The following is an 18,233-nucleotide window of genomic DNA, read 5'->3' on the forward strand; positions in this document are numbered from 1 at the left end:
GACTTAGAGAGATCCGCTCAGGAAAACACAACGTCGTCCGCCGAGAGATTGGCGAGTGTCACGCCTTCGATAAGCATTCCATTGGTGTCGCTGCCGAAGCTGACATAGACACCCGCCGCAGTATCGTGCGAGGCCGTAAGAAAGCTGGCGAAATCGTATATGCCGGTAGCGCTGCCGGGGTCGAATCCGCGCAAGCTGATCACGTCACCGCCTGCCGTATCAAAATCGGAAATGTGATCGATACCGCCATTCAGCCTTGCGGTCGCTTCCTCCCAGACGAATGTATCGGCCTCGCTGCCGCCTTTCAAGATATCGGCGCCAACGCCACCGTCCAGAGTGTCCTTCCCATACATGCCGTTCAAGGTGTCATTGCCTTCGCCACCTTCCAGAATGTCGTTGTAGGCACTGGGAATTGTGACGAGCCCTTCACCGTTAAGTGTGTCATTGCCAGTGCCGCCGATCAGATGATCTGCACCCCCGCCTCCGTCCAGCACATCGTCACCGCCGCGACCATCGATGTAATCATTGCCGCTGGCGCCAGGTCTGTAGGCATCGTAGCTTCCAAGCTCGTCATTGCCATCGGCGCCATAGAGCCTGACGCCCTGATAACCGCCGAATACCGAGACGTGAAACTCCTCAACTGTTGAGTAAAGCGCCCCGTCGAACGTGTATCCTTGCGGTGTGGAGGAAAAGTTCAGATAAGCCGTATCATAACCATCCCCACCAATTAAACCACCGGTACCGCCTTCTGAATTTACAATGAGGCTATCATTTCCGGCACCGCCGCGAAGATTGGCATTGCCTCCCAGAAAGGGGCCATCCACGCTACCGTCTCTTAAAGTGTCATCGCCGTTGCCACCGTCGAGGATGACATCCCATCCGCCATCGGTGGAAAGACTGTCATTGCCATCACCGCCGAACAGACGATCATCCCCGGTACCGCCCGCCATGTAATCGTTACCGGCCCCACCCGTGAGAGTGTCACTATCAGCACCACCGTAGAGAGTGTCGTTTCCGTCACCGCCATTAAGGTTATTATTGCCGTCGCCGCCGTTGATCCAATCATCACCACGGCCGCCAGCGAGGCTGTCATTGCCGGCATCGCCCCATATCTTGTCATTGCCGTTGCCACCGTCGACGTAATCATCGCCAGCGCCGCCATGGATTTCATCGTTGCCGCCGCCACCGAACAGCATGTCCCTGCCATCGCCGCCCGACAAGATGTCATTACCCTCACCGGCTTCAACCCGGTCATTACCAGCGCCGGCATTAACACTGATCTGGGCGAAGTTGGTGGCAATAATCGAGTCATTGCCACTGCCGGTCGTCAACCCGAGGCGTTCCATATCGACGAAATAGAGATGATTGGCCTGAACGGCCGGATCACCGAAAACAAAGTGGCCGCTTGAGCCGTTCAATGTAATCGCCTGGGTAGAGTTTGAAAGATCAACAGCGAGCGTATCTGTGCCGGCACCGCCGCGCGCGGCCCCGCCAACGCCAATAAAGGCCAGACGATCATCACCCTCTCCGCCCTCTAGCTGGTCGAAACCGCTTGATGTCGTTAACGTATCGTTGCCGGCACCACCATAGAGGTAATCATCACCCAAACCACCATCCAGGGTATCGTTACCGCCGAGACCCCAGAGATTGTCGTTCTCATCCGTCCCGTGCAGGTCATCATTTGCACCGCTGCCTACTATCTTTGCCATTACCCTCGTCCTCCCTCAGGTCGCTACTGTCTTTATGCCTCCCGGAATACCTTGCGTTGCCCCATACGGGGCAACGCATTCGATCTCCTGCTCAAGAAAAAACAACGTCATCCGGCGAGAGATCGGCAAGTGAAACATGCTCGATCAGAATGCCGCTGGAATCGCCATCGAAACTGACATAAACGCCGTCCGCTGTGTCGTGCGAAGCGGCAAGGAAACTGTCAAAATCGTGGATGCCCGTGCCGCTTGAGGCGAAATCACGCAAATTGATCACGTCTTCAGCTACGTTGAAATCAGCGATGTGATCAACTCCGCCAATCGTGTGTGCATCGAACTCAAACGTATCTGCCCCGGTGCCGCCGATGAGTTGATCCGCGCCAGTGCCGCCATCGAGATGGTCGCTGCCGGATCCGCCTTTGAGGATGTCGTCGCCCGTGCCGCCAAGCAGCACGTCATTGCCATCGCCGCCATTCAACGTGTCGTTTCCGGAACCGCCGTCAATATGGTCATCGCCACGGCCACCGTTCAGGTTATCCTTGCCATCGTCACCCCAGATGCTGTCATTGCCATTGCCGCCGTCGACAAAATCATTGCCCGCATCGCCATGCAGCTGATCATTGCCGCCGTTGCCATAGATGACATCATTGCCGGAGCCGCCAAACACCGTGTCATTGCCTTCACCAGCTTCGACGTGATCATTGCCGGCACCGGTGTTGATATCCACCTGAGCAAAGTTTGTAGCGATGATCTTGTCTGCGCCACCACCTGTTGTCAGTTCGAGCCGCTCCAGATCCACGAAATAGAGATGATTGGCCGCGACCGTCGGCTCGCCAAAGACAAGGTGACCGCTTGAACTGTTCAAAGTCACCGGCTCGGCGGAACCGGAAAGGTCCACTGCCAACGTATCCGTACCCGCTCCGCCGCGCGCCGCGCCGCCAACACCAATAAATGCCAGCCGGTCATCGCCATCACCGCCCTCAAGCTGATCGAAACCGCTTGAACTGGTCAGGATGTCATTGCCGTCGCCGCCATCGATCCAATCATCACCACGGCCGCCATCGAGCGTGTCATTACCGCCGAGACCCCAGAGATTATCGTTCTCATCCGTCCCCAGCAGCGTATCACTTGCACCACCACCAACTATTTTTGTCATCGAAATGTTCTCCCCAAAAAACCACGATGGCGGAGTATATGTAAGGACTTGTGACAAGCAAGTGTCGATTTTCACACACAATGAAGAATAAATATGCTAGTTTTACTTATAAAATATTTCAAATTTCAAATTAAAATCGTTGAACTTGTGAAAACTGGTATACTCAAATATAATATATATCGGCGCATCGTGACGTATAATACTTATCAATATTCCTGTTAAAGCTCATAATAGAGATTCTAACGGTTAGAACCACCAAGCATCGCTTCAACGAGACTGTCTTATAAGTCACACTTCAACAAATTTTTTTGGCCGGCACTCCCCCGGCAAGGCGCACATGGGCGATTTCGCCATTGACGGTCCCGCCACTCAACGTTCGCAATATCAATCTGATCCAACATGCGTTTCTGATCGCATGGTTTCCGTGGAAAACCGGCATGACCATATCAGGGATTTCCGCCAGATACCGCCCTTCGAGTTTTCAGGGTTATCCACGCTAAAAATCCATATTAATCATCTGTTTAGGTTAACAGAGCATTCCAGAAATAGTGAGAATTGCAGCGGCTGAAACGATGTTAGATTGGCAAGATCATCCCCAATCCACAGTTTCGCAATGAGATAATGACCCCACGTAGACCACGCGCTCAAAACCGTATCCTGATTGTCATGGCCTGTTTTATCGGGATTTTCAGTATTATCAGCGGGCGGCTGGTCTTTTACGGCATGAAGGATGACCCGGTGGACTTTAACGGCCCGACCGGCTCCATTCTTGCCTCACGCCCCGATATTGTAGATCGCCATGGCGCCGTGCTGGCAACTGATATCAACTCGGTCTCGCTTTATGCCGAACCGCGCAAAATTATCGACCCCGATGAAGCCTTCGAACTGCTTTCGACTGTCCTGCCTGAGCTCGATTTCGAGCAGACTTACGCCCGTCTCAAGGGCAACGCCGGCTTTGCTTGGCTCAAGCGCGGCCTGACACCAAGACACAAGAGCCAGATCATGGCGCTTGGTATTCCCGGGATCGGGTTTCGCACGGAAAAATCGCGCTTTTATCCGGGCGGGCCCACGGCAGCGCATATTCTAGGCCTCGTCAATATCGACAATCAGGGCATTGCCGGTATGGAAAAATACATAGACGGGCAAGGCTTGACCGATTTGCGCGATGTCGGCCTTGCCCATGGGCGCAAGCTGGCCCCGGTCCGGCTTTCCATCGATCTGCGCGTCCAGCACGTGGTGCGCGATGTGCTGATCAATGCACTCGAACGCTACCGCGCCATTGCTGCGGGTGCCGTGGTGCTGGACGCCAATACCGGCGAGATTCTGGCCATGGGCTCCGTACCGGATTTCGATCCAAACAATCCGTTCAATGCGCTGGAGAAGGACCGGCTCAACCGCATGTCGGCAGGTGTGTACGAGATGGGCTCGACCATCAAGACCTTCACCACGGCCATGGCGCTCGATTCCGGCAAGGTCGATCTCAACAGTACGTTTGATGCCACCCGTCCCATCACCATTGGACGCCAAACCATTCACGATTTCCATGGCAAGCGCCGCGTCCTCACCTTACCCGAAGTGTTTCTGTTTTCCTCCAACATCGGCTCCGCCAAGGAAGCGGATGTGGTGGGTATCGAGGGACATCGCGAATTTCTGGTCCGGCTTGGTTTGCTCGACCGCATGCAGACAGAACTGCCCGAAGTGGCACGGCCGACCGAGCCGAAAGTATGGAAGAAAGTTCACTCGATCACCATCTCATTCGGGCACGGCATGGCAACAACACCCCTGCAGACTGCAGTGGGCGCGGCGGCCCTTCTGAATGGCGGAATGCTGGTCGCACCAACATTCCTGCCGCGAACTATCGAGGAAGCCCGGACGCTGGCCAAACGGGTCGTCAGCAAACAGACCAGTGACGATCTGCGCTATCTCTATCGGCTCAATGCACAGAAGGGCACGGGTGGCTCCGCCAGCCGGACACAGGTCCCAGGTTACCGCGTTGGCGGCAAGACAGGCACGGCGGAAAAGGTCATCAATGGCCGCTATTCCAAGGATGTGCGCTTCAACACCTTTATTGCAGCCTTTCCGATCGAGAATCCGAAATATGTGGTGCTGACGATCATTGATGAACCCAAACCCGTCGACGGACAGGTTGCTGCCGGTGCGGGTCTCAACGCCGCACCGATGGCCGCCGAGATCATCCGGCGTTCGGCCAATATTCTGGGTGTGCTCCCGGTCTTTGAGACAGCCGCCGATTGACGTCAAATTGTCTTGTACATGATGGTAGTCGGATCGAGGTGATCCTTTAAAGGATCGCGGCAATATCCGGGAATAATCCCCGCGGTGTGATAGCCCAAAGCTGTATAGAGCGGCTCCGCCTTGTCGCCCGTGCGGGTATCGAGGGTAATCAAGCCCCGGCCCAGGTGGAACGCAATATTTTCGAGCTCGACCATCAGAGCCCGAGCGATACCCTGACGCCGGAAATCGGGATGCACCATCAATTTGCGAATCTCGGCGCGGTGCGGCTGGTTCGGCGGGGTATCAAAGTCGAGTTGACCGGTTCCGGCGATACAGCCATTCTTTCGTATGACAAGCAGCCGTCGCCTGCCCTCCCGGATCGCCGGGAGCACATTCCGGCTCCAGAAATCCTCGCTTTCCCGCCTTGAGAACGGCAACACAAAACCTATGCTGGCACCGTCATGGACACAGGCGTGCAAGAGCGCACCAAGCGCCTCGATGTGGTTTTCTATGTCATTGGCATCAAAGACAGCGATATCGTCGATCATGTGACCTCACAGGATGAAAAGAATATAGCGTGCAGCGGAGTCTGCGGGCGTGACAAAGGCGCTGGGACCATAGAGCTGATAGCGCAGGCAATCGCCGGGATTGAGGGCATGGGTCCGGCCGTCGACAGTCACGTCGAGCCGACCTTCGATCAGAACCAGATGATGTTCGAGGCCAGGCCGTGGCGGGTTTTCATAGGTTATGTGCGCGTCTGGATCGAGTTCGCATTCCAGCACCTCCCCCGCCAGAGCCTTGGCGGGAGGCGATACGGAACGCCTGCGAAAACCGATACTCTGATCGACCCAGAGTGGCTGTTGATCACGGTCGACGCGCGGCGTGAAGTCATCTTCCATCATGCGCATCAACCGCGACATGGTCAGGCCATAGGCGGCACACAGCCTGCCCAGCACCTGCGCCGTCGGGCTCACCTCGGCATTTTCCAGCCGTGACAAGGTTGCGCGACTCACCGTGCTGCGACGGGCGAGTTCGTCCAGCGACCATTCCCGTTCCGCCCTCAACGCCTTGAGACGGCGTGCAATGAGGTGATCCATCGGACCTGCATCAGGTAATACGTTTTCCATATATGAGAAAATATCTCTATATTGGGAATCAGTCAATATCCCGGGCAGTTGATCTCCGGACAGTGACGCCGGAACCCATGCGGCCCTTCTTTTCGGGGGCTTTTCCGATGCTGAGCTTACACCTTTATCCGCAGGAGCCGCCTGCCGATATCGAGGCGATACATTCAAGGGTACCGTCAGCCATGAATTCCGATTCAAGCGGCGCTTCTAGCACCCGGTTTTTGCCGCTTGTATCCGGACGGGTAGCCCCCTACCATTTCATGACATCTTGTGTGTTCGCGGCCTGCTGTGGAGCCCACAGGTAGGCCGTCTTTCTGGAAAGTCAGCCCATGGCACTGTTTGAAAACATGCTGGTTCTGATGCTGGTGGCCATCATATTCCTCCAGCTTTCGCGAAAACTGGCAGTGCCGTATCCCACGATGCTTGCCGTGGCCGGTGTCATCGTCGCCTCCCTGCCATGGGCTCCCGAGATCTCGATCGATCCGCATCTGGCCATGGCGCTGTTCATCGCCCCCGCCCTTCTCGATGCGGCTTACGATCTGCCGCCAAGAACAATCCGTCGCGACTGGCTGCCCCTGCTTTCGCTTGCGGTCTGGGTCGTCATCCTTACCACCGCGGCAGTGGCGTGGATCGGTGTTTCCCTTGGCGGTCTGCCCCTGGCCGCTGCCATTGCGCTAGGCGCCATCGTCGCCCCACCGGATGCCGCAGCCGCCGCAGCCATGCTCGGACGTTTTGCGCTACCAAGACGTGCGGTGGCGATCCTTCAGGGCGAAAGTCTGCTCAATGATGCTGTATCCTTGCTGATCTTCAGTGCCGCTGTTGGTGTCGCCATGGGCGCTGCATCTTTGACAAGCCTTGCTCCGCAACTGATCATCGCCGTACCTGGCGGTGTGCTCGTCGGCATGGTGCTGGCCGGAATATCCATGCTATTTTCATCGCGGTTGAGCGGGACGCTCGGCGGTACACTGTTTGAGTTCGTGGCCGTTTTCGGTACATGGATCATTGCGGAACGCCTGCATCTGTCAGCAATTCTTGCGGTTGTGGCATTCGCCATGACCATCGCCCACTATGTGCCCGCGCGGCAGGCCCCACGTACCAGGCTGCACTCCTATTCTGTGTGGCAGGCATCGGTGTTCCTGTTGAATGTATTGGCATTCCTGCTCATGGGTCTGCAGGCACGCACGATTATCCGTGACCTTGATCCACAGGAACTTTCGTTTGCGCTGAGTTTTGCCGCAGCGGTTTTCCTGACCGTGGTTGTCGTCCGCATCGCGTGGGTGTTCGCCTATAACCGCCTCATGCACTATTTCCAGCCGACACAAAGCCGCTTTCCCCGCCCGACGCTGCGGATGAGCATGGTCGTGTCGTGGTGCGGCATGCGCGGGCTGGTTACACTGGCAACTGCCTTGGCCTTGCCTGATAATTTTCCGTCACGCGAACTGATCGTACTCAGTGCACTGGCCGTCGTCCTGGGATCGTTGATTGTGCAGGGACTGACGCTTGGGCCGCTCATTCGCCTGCTCGGTTTTGAACCGGATAAGTCACTGGAAAAGGATCTAGCAAGGGCCCGTCTCACACTCATCGATACGGCGATCTCCGAACTCAACGCCCGGGATGATCAGGCAGCAGCCAGCCTGCGAGAGTTCTACAAGGAAGAACGTGTTCTCGTAGCGGACGGCCACCATCCCCGCGCTATCAGCAAGACCGATCAGCTTCGATTGACGCTCATCGCGGCAAAACGGACGAAGCTCAATGCGATGCGCCACAGCGGCGCGATCGACGATGATGTCTTTCATGCGCTTGAACAGGATCTCGACTTTGCCGAGCTTGCTGCTTCACCACCGGAGAAACTGGAAATCATTGATGGATAGGAATTGAGCCCCATGCACATGCTTCACCACATTTCACTCGGCGTTTCCGATATCGAGCGTGCGGCGGTGTTTTATGATGCCGTGCTTGCTCCGCTCGGCTATATCAGGGTCTGGGATGATCTTCGTCCGGGCGAAGCGGATCAGGCCGTTGGCTATGGTGCGCCGGGTGGCGGCGACAAGCTTGCGATCAAGCATTGTCCACAAGGGCAGCACGCGCCCGGCCCCGGTTTCCATCTCGCCTTTGCCGCCCCGAACCGGCAGGCCGTCGATGATTTTCATGCGGCAGCACTCAACCTAGGCGGCCGCGACAATGGCGGGCCCGGTCTGCGCCTTCATTACGGGCCGCATTATTATGCCGCTTTCGTGGTGGACCTTGATGGGCATAACATCGAAGCAGTTTTCAACGATGTTGGGAAGTAAGCGGTCATGAGTGATACCTTCGAGGATACTAGAAGTTTGCTTCAGTCATTCGAGGAACAACTCCTTGAACAATCCGTGCGCCAAACCCCGAACACTGTGAGACAATTGCTAGCGGATGAATTCGTAGAATTCGGCAGTTCGGGGAGCGTATTCAATAAACAGGAAATCGTTGATGCACTTGCCAATGAGGCCGCCGACAAGGACCCTTTCGTCCGCTCCACTTCTGATTTTAGTGTGCAGGCGCTTTCCCAAGATGTCATACTGATAACCTATCGCAGCGTAAGGGCTCACATTGTAACAGGGCAGGAGCGGCACTCGTTGCGGTCTTCTGTCTGGAAGTTCATCGACGGACGCTGGCAAATGATATTTCATCAGGGCACGCCAACGCAGGGGTGCTAGTGATAGGCCACGGGGTCAAAGACTGACGTACTTGCGTCCATCATCAGGACATTGTTTATACTAACCCCAGTTAAGGGGACTTGCAGGGGATAATCAGATGCCATCGACCGAGTTGCTGATCGCCTTTTTCCTGACCACGGCGATTTTTGCCTATATTCCCGGTCCCGCAATGCTTTACGCAGCGGCGCAAACCATCGCGCGCGGCCGCTGGTCTGGACTGATGGCGGCTTTCGGCATTCATCTAGGCGGCTATGTCCACGTGTTTGCCGCAGCAGCCGGACTGTCGGTGCTGTTCCATGCCGTTCCCATGCTCTATCTCGGGGTCAAATTCTGCGGCGCCGCCTATCTGGTCTGGCTCGGTATTTCGCTGTTTCGCGCCAGGGTCAACGGAGATGTCACCATGCCGGGCGTGGAGCAGAAATCAGCCCGCCGGGCCTTTCTGGAAAGCATCAGTGTCGAGGTTCTCAACCCGAAGACAGCGATTTTCTTCATGGCCTTCCTGCCGCAGTTCATCGACGTTTCAGCCGCATTCCCCGTCTGGCTGCAATTCGTTCTACTCGGGACCATCGTTAACCTGATGTTTTCCTCTGCCGATCTCGTCTGCGTTTTTCTGGCGGGCGCGGTTATCGGGCGGCTGCGTCGCTCGAGCCATGCACAGCGGCTGATGCAGCGTGCCGGAGGCACCATACTGGTGGGACTCGGTGTCCATCTCGCCCTTCAGAAGAGCTGAGCGGCTGGCTACCCTCTCCCATCCGGATAGACGGCAGGCCCCTTGATCTCGATCTTGTTGCCGAAGGGATCGCGGATATAGAATGAGTGGCCCATGCCACGGGCACCGCCGTGCATGGCTTCGCGGTCGATCTCCACCCCATGTCTGCCGAGATGCGCGCGCAGTGCGTCATGATCAAAAGGGCCGGTTGCGATACAGACATGATCGACATTACGCCCGCCGGCAACCGGCGGCACCGCATTTCCAGCGCCGGGATGGGTGATGTCCCACAGAACGATCAACGCTGATCCGCACCACACCTGCTCCATACCCAGTGCCGGATAGGTATAACCGGGCTGACAGCCCAGAACACCGTAATAGAAACCGAGAGCAGACGGCATGTCATCGACAAGAAAAACCACGTGGTCGATTCCCACAAGGGAAAACGGAACAGGCGCCGCTGACATGATGGTCTCCTTTGACGTAGATTCACCTGCCGCAAAAATGGGGCGTACAGCCCCCCAAAGTCCAGAGCCAAATCATGAAAAATCTCTTTGTCGTCACGCATACGGAATCCGTGCATCACACCGAAGGATTGGTCGGAGGATGGTATGATTCTGCACTGACGCCGAAGGGGCAGCATGATGCAGGACTGATTGCAAAGCGTCTGAAAGTATTCGTGGGCGACGCGCCGGTGGAACTGTTCAGCTCCGATCTTATTCGCGCCTCCCAAACCGCGGACTTTGTCTCCCGAACATTTGCGGTAAAAACCGTTCTCACGCCGGAACTGCGGGAAATGAGCTATGGTATCGCCGAGGGGAAGCCGCAGGCATGGCTACATCAGCGCAATATTTCGGCGCCTGCCGACAACCGGCTTGATCATCGGGGCGGCCTGGATGGTGCCGAAACGAAGCGCGAGTTCGCTACCCGCATCTACCAGGCAATGGATATGATTGTCGGACGTCCCTGTGAAACCCAGATTATTGTCACGCATGGCTTTGCTCTGACTTTTGTGGTTGCCGCCTGGATCAAAATGCCTATCGATGCGGTAGGATACATGGATCTGCGGGTACAATCCGGCAGCATCACCCATCTTCGTGAGGATGAGTACTGGCAAAGCCGGACCGTGATGATGTTGGGCGACATTTCCCATTTCGGTTGATCACCATGCCGTCTCTCGAGGATATGCAGGTCTTCAACAATTATGAAGATGCGCACCTGAAGCTTACGGCGGCATCACGGACCAACTGGGTGGCTTCGCGTTATCACGCGGGCAATTGACAACCCGGGGCTGAAAATAAAAATCCGGAACATCCCTGATGGGGCGCTCCGGATTACCGATAAAAAGGATGGACTCAGCGGCCGTCAGGGGTTCTGGTGCCGCCCCACTTGTCCTTGACAGCATCAAAATGCTCTTCCGGCTTGTATTCGGCCACCTGCAAGCCAACCTGCTTGGCAGTCAGGCGGCCCATCGCCGAAAGAACCTGATAGCTCTGCACCACACTGTCATGCTCCGCCTGAACCAATGCCAGCTGACCCGCAATCACATCAGCCTGGGCGTTCAGGACGTCAAGTGTCGTACGCTGCCCCACCTTGCGCTCCTCGATCACGCCATTCAGCGCAAGCTGAGCGGCGGAAACAACGCTTCGTTGCGCTATGATCGACGCACGCGCGGCATCAAGCTGCGACCATGAGGACGCCACAGCCTGGCGAACGCTGTCTTGCGAAACATTCACCTCGATGCGGCGCTGACCGAGGTTTTCCTTGGACTGACGGACTTTCGCAGCGGTTTCACCGGCACCGTAGATCGGAACGGTAACCTTCAGCTGCGCCTGGCCGGTGGTGTTGTTCGGTGACAAAGCCGATCCACCCTTGAATGTGTCCGTCCGGCTGACAACGCCGGTAAACCCTGCCTGGGGCAGCAATACGCCTTCATTGACCTTGACCTGATAACCGGCAACATCGGTATTGAGCTTGGCCGAACCAATGGAAGGATGATTGGCTTCCGCAATGGCATAAGCCTGATTGAGCGATTTTGGCAGTGATTTTGCCGGAGTTGCCGCCGTCAGTGATCCCGGAGCAGCGCCAACGGTCTGGATGTAGGTGGCTTCCGCGATCTTCACATTGGCCCGCGCCGTGTTGCGGTCACTGACTGCTGTTGCCTGTGATGCTTCCGCCTGGGCAACATCGGTGCGCGTACCCTCGCCCACGTCAAAGCGCGCGCGGTTTGAACGCACCTGCTCGCTGAGAAACGCCAGGTTCTTTTCACGCAGTGCCAATACCTGCCGGTTCAGATACACATCCATGTAGGCCTGTACGGCCGTAGCCAGCGTTGTCTGCTCACTTCCGCGCAAATCTTCACGTGCCGCGAGCACCCCCGTCTCTGCTGCTGCAACATTGTTCCTGGTTTGAAAACCATCGAACAACATCTGATCAACCTGGACGCCCTCCGTGGCAGTATTGGTCGACCCGCCTTTGATCCCGTCAAGCTTGGTGTGCTCCGCAGTCACACTGGCCTGTCCCGTAATTCTTGGACGATAGCCCGATTTGGCAATAGCGACATTTTCGTCGGTGACCCGCACACCGGCGCGGTTCGCATTCAGCGTCGAATTGTTCTGATATGCCTTGGACATGGCGCCAAAAATGGTTTCAGCCATGGAAGGTGTTGCCGTCAGAACCGAAGTCATCAGCAGGATCGCAGTAAGGCTTCGCTTGGCTGTTATGGACACGGTGCATTTCTCCGACAGTTTGAACAGAGGACTCGGCTCAGCGAACCGCTCGTTCCGATTTGAGAGAGACATTGCGCTACGAACCGCCGATGTCAATGTTGAAAACCGCGTGAACAATGTTTTTACTGCGCTTCGCCCTTCTCACGGGCTATGGCACGCCAGCCGATATCACGCCGGTAAAAGCCTTCCGGCCAGTCGATCCGGGTAATCGCTGCGTAAGCTGCATCCTGCGCTTCCTGCACCGTTTTGCCGCTTGCTGTGACATTGAGGACACGGCCGCCATTGGCGACAAGCGCGCCATTTTTTTCTGCAGTACCGGCGTGGAAAATCTGTACTTTGTCCGATTGCGCCGTATCGACACCCCTGATGATGCTGCCCTTTTCAGGAGAAGCGGGATAACCCCTCGCCGCCATGACAACAGTTAGTGCCGGATCGTCATTCCAGCGCACGGACATCTGATCCAGTGCGCCGTCGGCGGCAGCCTTCAACAAAAGCAGCACATCATCTTTCAGCCGCAACATCAGCACCTGTGTTTCCGGGTCACCGAAGCGGGTATTGTATTCGATCAGCTTTGGTCCGTCCCTGGTAATCATCAGACCGGCAAACAGCACACCGCTGAACGGAGCGCCGATTTCCGCCATGCCGCGCATGGTCGGCTCGATCAGCTCGCGCATGGTGCGGTCAATAATCGCCTGCGTCATGACCGGTGCTGGCGAATAGGCACCCATGCCACCGGTATTGGCACCCGTATCACCGTCACCAACACGCTTGTGATCCTGCGCCGTACCGAAAGGAAGAGCCGTCTTGCCGTCACAGAGACAGAAGAAACTGGCTTCTTCGCCATCCAGAAACTCTTCCACCACCACTTCCGCGCCGGCGCCGCCGAATGCGCCATCAAAGCATGCATCCACCGCGTCGAGCGCTTCCTGAACAGTCAGGGCGACCACGACGCCCTTGCCTGCAGCAAGACCGTCAGCCTTGACCACGATGGGCGCGCCCTGCTTTTCCACATAGGCCCGGGCTGCTTTTGCATCGATAAAGCGGCCATAGGCCCCGGTCGGGATATTGAATCGGGCGCACAGGTCCTTGGTGAAGCCCTTGGAGCCTTCGAGCTGCGCCGCCGCCTTGGAGGGACCGAACACGGAAATACCCGCTGCACGCAGATCATCGGCGATACCGGCAACAAGCGGTGCTTCCGGGCCGACTACGACGAAATCAATGGCCTTCTCCTTGCAGAATGCGACAACTGCGCTGTGGTCTGCCGGATCAAGTGCCACGCATTCGGCTTCATGCGCTATGCCGGGATTGCCGGGCGCGCAGTAGAGTTTTGTCAGCACGGGGGACGCCGCGATCTTCCAGGCGAGAGCGTGTTCGCGGCCACCGGAACCAATAAGCAAGACGTTCATCGTTTTTCTGCTCCGTGCATGAAGGGGTTGCTGTGTCGGTATGGCTTTGAGGCTGAGGGGTCAAGCATGCAATCAAACATTTGCCCGGAAAAGCGGTATGCTCACGCATCCTGCAATATTTGCTTGACTGGCGAAGCGCTCGCTGCAAGGTCACGCCATGACATCGGAAAAAGACATCATACAGTCAAGCGAAGGCCAGGGCCGCGTTTTCGACGCGCCTTCAGGACATTGGGTTTATCGTGCACTTCCGGCTTGGCTTTGGCCCTATGCACAGCTCGCACGCTGGGATCGTCCCATCGGCTGGTGGCTGCTGCTCTGGCCCTGCTGGTGGTCCGTCGCCCTGGCGGCAAGCGCCGGCGCCAAGGTCGGCGATTCCGTCTGGTCGATCATTCCTTCGCCTTATCATCTGGTGCTGTTCCTCATTGGGGCAATCGCAATGCGCGGCGCAGGCTGCACCTATAATGATCTGGCTGACGAGGACGTCGACAATAAGGTGGCGCGCACCCGGTCGCGCCCGCTGCCTTCCGGTCAGGTGACCCGCAAACAGGCGAAAATTTTTATAGCACTGCAGGCGCTTGTGGGGCTGCTGGTGGTCATCCAGTTCAACGTCTTCACCATTCTCCTTTCCATTGCCTCGCTGGTCATCGTGGCGATCTATCCATTCATGAAGCGCATCACAAACTTGCCGCAGCTGGTGCTGGGTCTAGCCTTTTCCTGGGGCGCTCTGGTGGGCTGGTCGGCCCATTTCGGTGCACCAGCAACGCTGAAGGGCTTTCTTCCCGCCCTGCTGCTTTATGCCGGCTCAATCCTCTGGGTGATCGGCTATGACACGATCTACGCGCATCAGGACAAGGAGGATGATGCTCTTGTAGGCGTTGGTTCGACCGCACGGCTATTCGGCAGCCGTACCCGCGAAGCACTGATGGTGCTCTACGGCGGCGCACTGGTGCTGTTCCTCTGGGCGTTTGCCATGGCTGAGGTGCCCATGCCTGCCGTCGCAGGTCTTCTGGCAGCTGGTGCGCACATGTACCGTCAGATCATGGTGCTCGACATCGACGACCCGGCACAATGCCTGCGCCTGTTTCACTCAAACAAAGTTGTTGGCTGGCTCATCTTTGCCGGGCTGGTGCTTGGCGCGTTATGGACCGTGGTCAAGCCGTTCTTCTAGGTCGAACTGATCGCACCCAATCCCTCAACCAGCCGGTCCAGCTCGGCTTCCGTCGTATAGAGAGCTGGTGAAACCCGCAGGCATTGGCCTTTGGCAATCCCGGCACGGCGCACGGTGAGCACGCGATGCTTGTCCCGTAGTGCGATCATCAGGGCTGTGTTGTCATCCTTGCCCGTCTTTCCCCTGATGCGGAACGACGTGATGCCCGCATGCATGGTATCGTCGTCAGGCGTGAGGATTTCGACACTTTCGACTGCGCGCGCTTTTTTCACCCAGTAGTTGCGCAAATAGGTCAACCGGGCCTGTTTGCGTTTCGAGCTGATCATCTCGTGCAGGTCAAGTGCTGCAGGCACTGTCAGCGTCGCAGCGAAATTGGTCGTGCCGGTGTGAACACGCGAGCGGATATCGTCCTTTGGCCAGTCTTCATCGGCCAGATCCCGGTCGATATCAGCCAGCCTTTCCTTGCGAATGTAGAAAAAGCCCATGCCAATCGGCGCACCGATCCATTTGTGCAGATTGAAACCGACGAAATCGGCACCAAGATCGGCTACCTTGAAATCCATCTGTCCCCAGGAATGCGCCGCATCCACGACCACATCCACGCCGCGGGCGCGGGCCATGTCGGCGATCTCGCGAATGGGCATCACAAGGCCGGTACGATGCGACAGATGTGTCAAAAGCAGAAGCTTTGCCTTTGGATTTGCCTCGAGTACAACGCGATAGGCCTCAAGTACGGCTTCCCGTGTGGCTGGTTCCGGAATGGCAAAGGTCCTGACCTCAACACCCCTGCGGCTTGCCAGCGCGTTCATGGCATATTGCATGGAATCGTAATCGAGATCGGAATAGATTACCGCATCACCCGGCTGCAGTTTGTTGTACCCCGTAATCAGTTTCTGCAGCGCTTCCGTCGCCCCGCGTGTCAGGGCGACCTCCTCCGGCGCCGCACCAACGGCACTGGCAACCCGATTGCGCACGTCCTCGGCGTCTTTGCCAAAAGCATTGCGCGCATAGACCGTATTCTGCCGGTTCACACGCTGGGTATTTTCCAGATAGGCCTGGAGAACGGGTCTCGCCATGATGCCCCAATAGCCATTTTCCAGATTGGCGATGGAACGCTCGACATCATAGAGATCCCCAACAGCGGCCCAATAGGACTGATCCATGGCAATAGCCGTGTCGTTGGCGACTGGAAGCACAGCTGTTTCCATGGCTGATGTCTTGACGACTGTTGCAGCAAGCGCGGTAGCTGCGCTGCCAATCAAGAAATGACGGCGTTCAATGCCTTGCATCGGATCAATCCTTCACACAGTGTTCCATCTGGTTCCTGATTAGGACTCCAATGTCACAGCTGCATGAAGGAAACACAAGCAAGGGGATTGTTTAGCGGCTGCCTGAAGTGATGATTTCCTCACCACCAACAACGAGACGCAATCCGAGATTGCCCATCTTGCGGCGAGCCAGAAAGCGCGGCCGGCGGCGGCTAGGTTCGCGGCCCTGGCGACGTTCCACTGGCTCACCCACGGCGACCGGGCCGATGCTCTGTTCAAGCTGCCGGGCTTCGCCATCTGCTTCGACCAGCATCATTGGCAGTTTGAACAGTGCCGACCACGCACGCCAGTCCGCAGCAATGTCATTGAGATCATGCGCGACCAGCAATGGCACCGAAAGATGCGGATCACTGTGCATCAGTTCGAGCGTCACGGTGATATCACCGAGCTCATCTTCGGTTGCGCGGGCTGTAACCCCCTGGAAAGCGCAGGCTGGCAAAGCGAGTGATACCGGCAGATGGCTGTTTGGCAGCACCCGCTTGACCACCGCGCCCCGCTCATGCAGCGAGAAGGTGATGTCGCCACGATCATCGCGTGTGGCGTAGGTTACGGTCTGTGGCAGGTGGAATGGGTCGAGCCGAAATTCCTGGCCTGCCCAAACCGGCTTTGCTCCGGTTTTTTTCATGTGACGCCTTCTGTCGATCCTGAGAGCCGATTTTCCGGTCTTCTCTTTTGTATTTCCCTGTAGAGCGGACCATTTTCTGGTCTCGTATGGGGAAACAATAGGCGCCAATCCCCCCGCTTCCGCTTAACGAACGCGGTTAACTATTTCTCATCGCGGGGAATGGTTATCGAAATTCGACCATCGGTAAGGTTTCAAAAAGAGAGATAAACAAAAGACTGACGGAACGCCCTCTTCGACCCTAAACTGGTCAATTACCGGGGCATGGACTTGACCCGGCCCTTGGGGCCACCTCGATAAGGAGAGCGGTCAACAACGAACGAGGTGAGTCGTGAATTCTTCCGCACAGTTCCTGAACCCTTCCGAGGCGGCGAGACGGCTCGGCGTATCCGCCAAAGCCCTGCGCCTCTATGAACAACGCGGCCTGATCCAGCCCCTCCGCACGCAGGCCGGTTGGAGAATTTACGGGCCAACCGAGATGGATCGCGCTGCCGAGATCGCTGCTCTACGTCAATTGGGTCTGAGCCTTGCAGAGGTCACACGCGTTCTCAAGGGGGATCCGGAGGCGCTTAAACCGGCGCTGGCCGCCCATCAGGCGATGCTCGAAAGTCAGGTCCGTCAGCTCGCCGGGACAGTTGACAAGGTACGAGCCATACGGGCGAACCTTACTGCGGGCCACGTACCGACTGCCGGACAGATTGCACAGTTGATGCGACCTGCTTCCGAAACGGTTATTGCTTTTGATCTTCCGTGGCCATGGGGCGGTGAACGCTTCGAGCTTTCCGATATCCGGCCTCTCAATTACATCATCGGCCCGCTGGGCAGTGGCAAAACACGACTGGCAATTGCCATAGCAACGGCGCTGCCGGACGCCGCTTATATCGGATTGGAGCGATCGGCCGGCGGCAACGGGAAATCGCGGATCGACGTGGACCCAGCTCTCAAGCTTCGGGTAGATCAAGCCTTGGCTTGGCTCGTTGATGACGGCGCCACGGCCTCACCAGCGCTGATTGCACTGCTTGTCGCGATGGAGTCCACAATATCGGCCATTCTGGTTGTCGATATGGTGGAACAGGGGCTTGACCAAGCGTCGCAGGAAGCATTGATCGCCTATCTCCGGCGGCGTGCGCCGGATTCCCCTTCCCTGTTCCTGATGACACGGTCCAGTGCGATTCTGGACCTGAGTGCCGTACCATTGGACGAGACGATCCTCTTCTGCCCGGCCAACCACAGTCCACCCATACGGGTGGCTCCTTATCCGGGTACGCCAGGCTATGAGGCCGTTGCCAGTTGCCTGGGCTCGCCCGAGGTGCGGGCACGCACCGAAGGCGTCATTGCTTGGCGCCCTCGGGTGGCTTGA

General features: G+C 57.1%; 16 protein-coding genes and 1 pseudogene. 8 read left to right on the forward strand and 9 right to left on the reverse strand.

Annotated elements, in window-relative coordinates:
• Nucleotides 1–17: 17 nt before the first annotated feature.
• Together FHW16_RS02920 and FHW16_RS02925 are read right to left on the reverse strand one after the other, a co-directional pair.
• A complete protein-coding gene (locus tag FHW16_RS02920; RefSeq protein ID WP_182547653.1) occupies nt 18–1,709 on the reverse strand; it encodes a calcium-binding protein in 1,692 nt (563 codons plus the stop codon).
• A gap of 91 nt (nt 1,710–1,800) precedes the next feature.
• Nucleotides 1,801–2,862 carry a calcium-binding protein gene (locus FHW16_RS02925; protein ID WP_182547654.1) on the reverse strand — a complete coding sequence of 354 codons (1,062 nt, stop codon included), beginning with the start codon at nt 2,860–2,862 and terminating at the stop codon, nt 1,801–1,803.
• Between the two features lie 639 nt (nt 2,863–3,501).
• Here FHW16_RS02925 and FHW16_RS02930 point away from each other — a divergent pair.
• A pseudogene (locus FHW16_RS02930) lies at nt 3,502–5,115 on the forward strand (peptidoglycan D,D-transpeptidase FtsI family protein); the annotation flags it as partial.
• A gap of 2 nt (nt 5,116–5,117) precedes the next feature.
• On the opposite strand, the gene FHW16_RS02935 reads toward FHW16_RS02930, so the two are convergent.
• Together FHW16_RS02935 and FHW16_RS02940 are read right to left on the reverse strand one after the other, a co-directional pair.
• Nucleotides 5,118–5,642, reverse strand: a complete 525-nt coding sequence (locus FHW16_RS02935; protein ID WP_182547656.1) for a GNAT family N-acetyltransferase — start codon at nt 5,640–5,642, stop codon at nt 5,118–5,120.
• Nucleotides 5,643–5,648: 6 nt separating this feature from the next.
• Nucleotides 5,649–6,191, reverse strand: coding sequence for a helix-turn-helix domain-containing protein (locus tag FHW16_RS02940; RefSeq protein ID WP_246711610.1), 543 nt, complete (start codon nt 6,189–6,191; stop codon nt 5,649–5,651).
• A gap of 359 nt (nt 6,192–6,550) precedes the next feature.
• On the opposite strand from FHW16_RS02940, the gene FHW16_RS02945 reads away from it, so the two are divergent.
• From FHW16_RS02945 to FHW16_RS02960, 4 genes are all read left to right on the forward strand, one after another.
• A complete protein-coding gene (locus FHW16_RS02945) occupies nt 6,551–8,092 on the forward strand; it encodes a cation:proton antiporter (RefSeq protein ID WP_182547658.1) in 1,542 nt (513 codons plus the stop codon).
• A gap of 18 nt (nt 8,093–8,110) precedes the next feature.
• Nucleotides 8,111–8,512 (forward strand): VOC family protein, encoded by a 402-nt coding sequence (locus tag FHW16_RS02950; protein ID WP_182548894.1) that lies wholly within the window; start codon nt 8,111–8,113, stop codon nt 8,510–8,512.
• 6 nt (nt 8,513–8,518) lie between these two features.
• Nucleotides 8,519–8,911, forward strand: a complete 393-nt coding sequence (locus tag FHW16_RS02955; protein WP_182547659.1) for a DUF4440 domain-containing protein — start codon at nt 8,519–8,521, stop codon at nt 8,909–8,911.
• 97 nt (nt 8,912–9,008) lie between these two features.
• The gene (locus FHW16_RS02960; protein WP_182547660.1) at nt 9,009–9,641 is read left to right on the forward strand and encodes a LysE family translocator; all 633 of its coding nucleotides are present in this window, start codon (nt 9,009–9,011) and stop codon (nt 9,639–9,641) included.
• Nucleotides 9,642–9,649: 8 nt separating this feature from the next.
• Here the strand turns inward: FHW16_RS02960 and FHW16_RS02965 are convergent, their stop codons facing one another.
• On the reverse strand, nt 9,650–10,087 hold the full coding sequence (locus FHW16_RS02965) for a VOC family protein (RefSeq protein ID WP_182547661.1): 438 nt from the start codon (nt 10,085–10,087) through the stop codon (nt 9,650–9,652).
• A 74-nt stretch (nt 10,088–10,161) separates the two neighbouring features.
• Here FHW16_RS02965 and FHW16_RS02970 point away from each other — a divergent pair, with 74 nt between their 5' ends.
• Nucleotides 10,162–10,782 (forward strand): histidine phosphatase family protein, encoded by a 621-nt coding sequence (locus tag FHW16_RS02970; RefSeq protein ID WP_182547662.1) that lies wholly within the window; start codon nt 10,162–10,164, stop codon nt 10,780–10,782.
• 193 nt (nt 10,783–10,975) lie between these two features.
• On the opposite strand, the gene FHW16_RS02975 is transcribed toward FHW16_RS02970, so the two are convergent.
• The gene (locus tag FHW16_RS02975; protein ID WP_246711660.1) at nt 10,976–12,307 is read right to left on the reverse strand and encodes a TolC family outer membrane protein; all 1,332 of its coding nucleotides are present in this window, start codon (nt 12,305–12,307) and stop codon (nt 10,976–10,978) included.
• A gap of 164 nt (nt 12,308–12,471) precedes the next feature.
• Nucleotides 12,472–13,755 (reverse strand): phosphoribosylamine--glycine ligase, encoded by a 1,284-nt coding sequence (purD, locus tag FHW16_RS02980; protein ID WP_182547664.1) that lies wholly within the window; start codon nt 13,753–13,755, stop codon nt 12,472–12,474.
• A gap of 157 nt (nt 13,756–13,912) precedes the next feature.
• Here purD and ubiA point away from each other — a divergent pair, with 157 nt between their 5' ends.
• The gene (ubiA, locus tag FHW16_RS02985; protein WP_182547665.1) at nt 13,913–14,923 is read left to right on the forward strand and encodes a 4-hydroxybenzoate octaprenyltransferase; all 1,011 of its coding nucleotides are present in this window, start codon (nt 13,913–13,915) and stop codon (nt 14,921–14,923) included.
• On the opposite strand, the gene FHW16_RS02990 is transcribed toward ubiA, so the two are convergent.
• Together FHW16_RS02990 and FHW16_RS02995 are read right to left on the reverse strand one after the other, a co-directional pair.
• The gene (locus FHW16_RS02990) at nt 14,920–16,212 is read right to left on the reverse strand and encodes an aminotransferase class V-fold PLP-dependent enzyme (protein WP_182547666.1); all 1,293 of its coding nucleotides are present in this window, start codon (nt 16,210–16,212) and stop codon (nt 14,920–14,922) included. The two genes, ubiA and FHW16_RS02990, sit on opposite strands and share 4 nt — an antisense overlap.
• 91 nt (nt 16,213–16,303) lie before the next feature.
• Nucleotides 16,304–16,876, reverse strand: a complete 573-nt coding sequence (locus tag FHW16_RS02995; protein ID WP_182547667.1) for a DUF6101 family protein — start codon at nt 16,874–16,876, stop codon at nt 16,304–16,306.
• 328 nt (nt 16,877–17,204) lie between these two features.
• On the opposite strand from FHW16_RS02995, the gene FHW16_RS03000 reads away from it, so the two are divergent.
• Entirely contained in the window at nt 17,205–18,233 is a 1,029-nt protein-coding gene (locus FHW16_RS03000; protein ID WP_182547668.1) for a MerR family transcriptional regulator, read from the forward strand.

This window comes from Phyllobacterium myrsinacearum, from assembly GCF_014138285.1.
GTDB lineage: Bacteria > Pseudomonadota > Alphaproteobacteria > Rhizobiales > Rhizobiaceae > Phyllobacterium > Phyllobacterium myrsinacearum_A.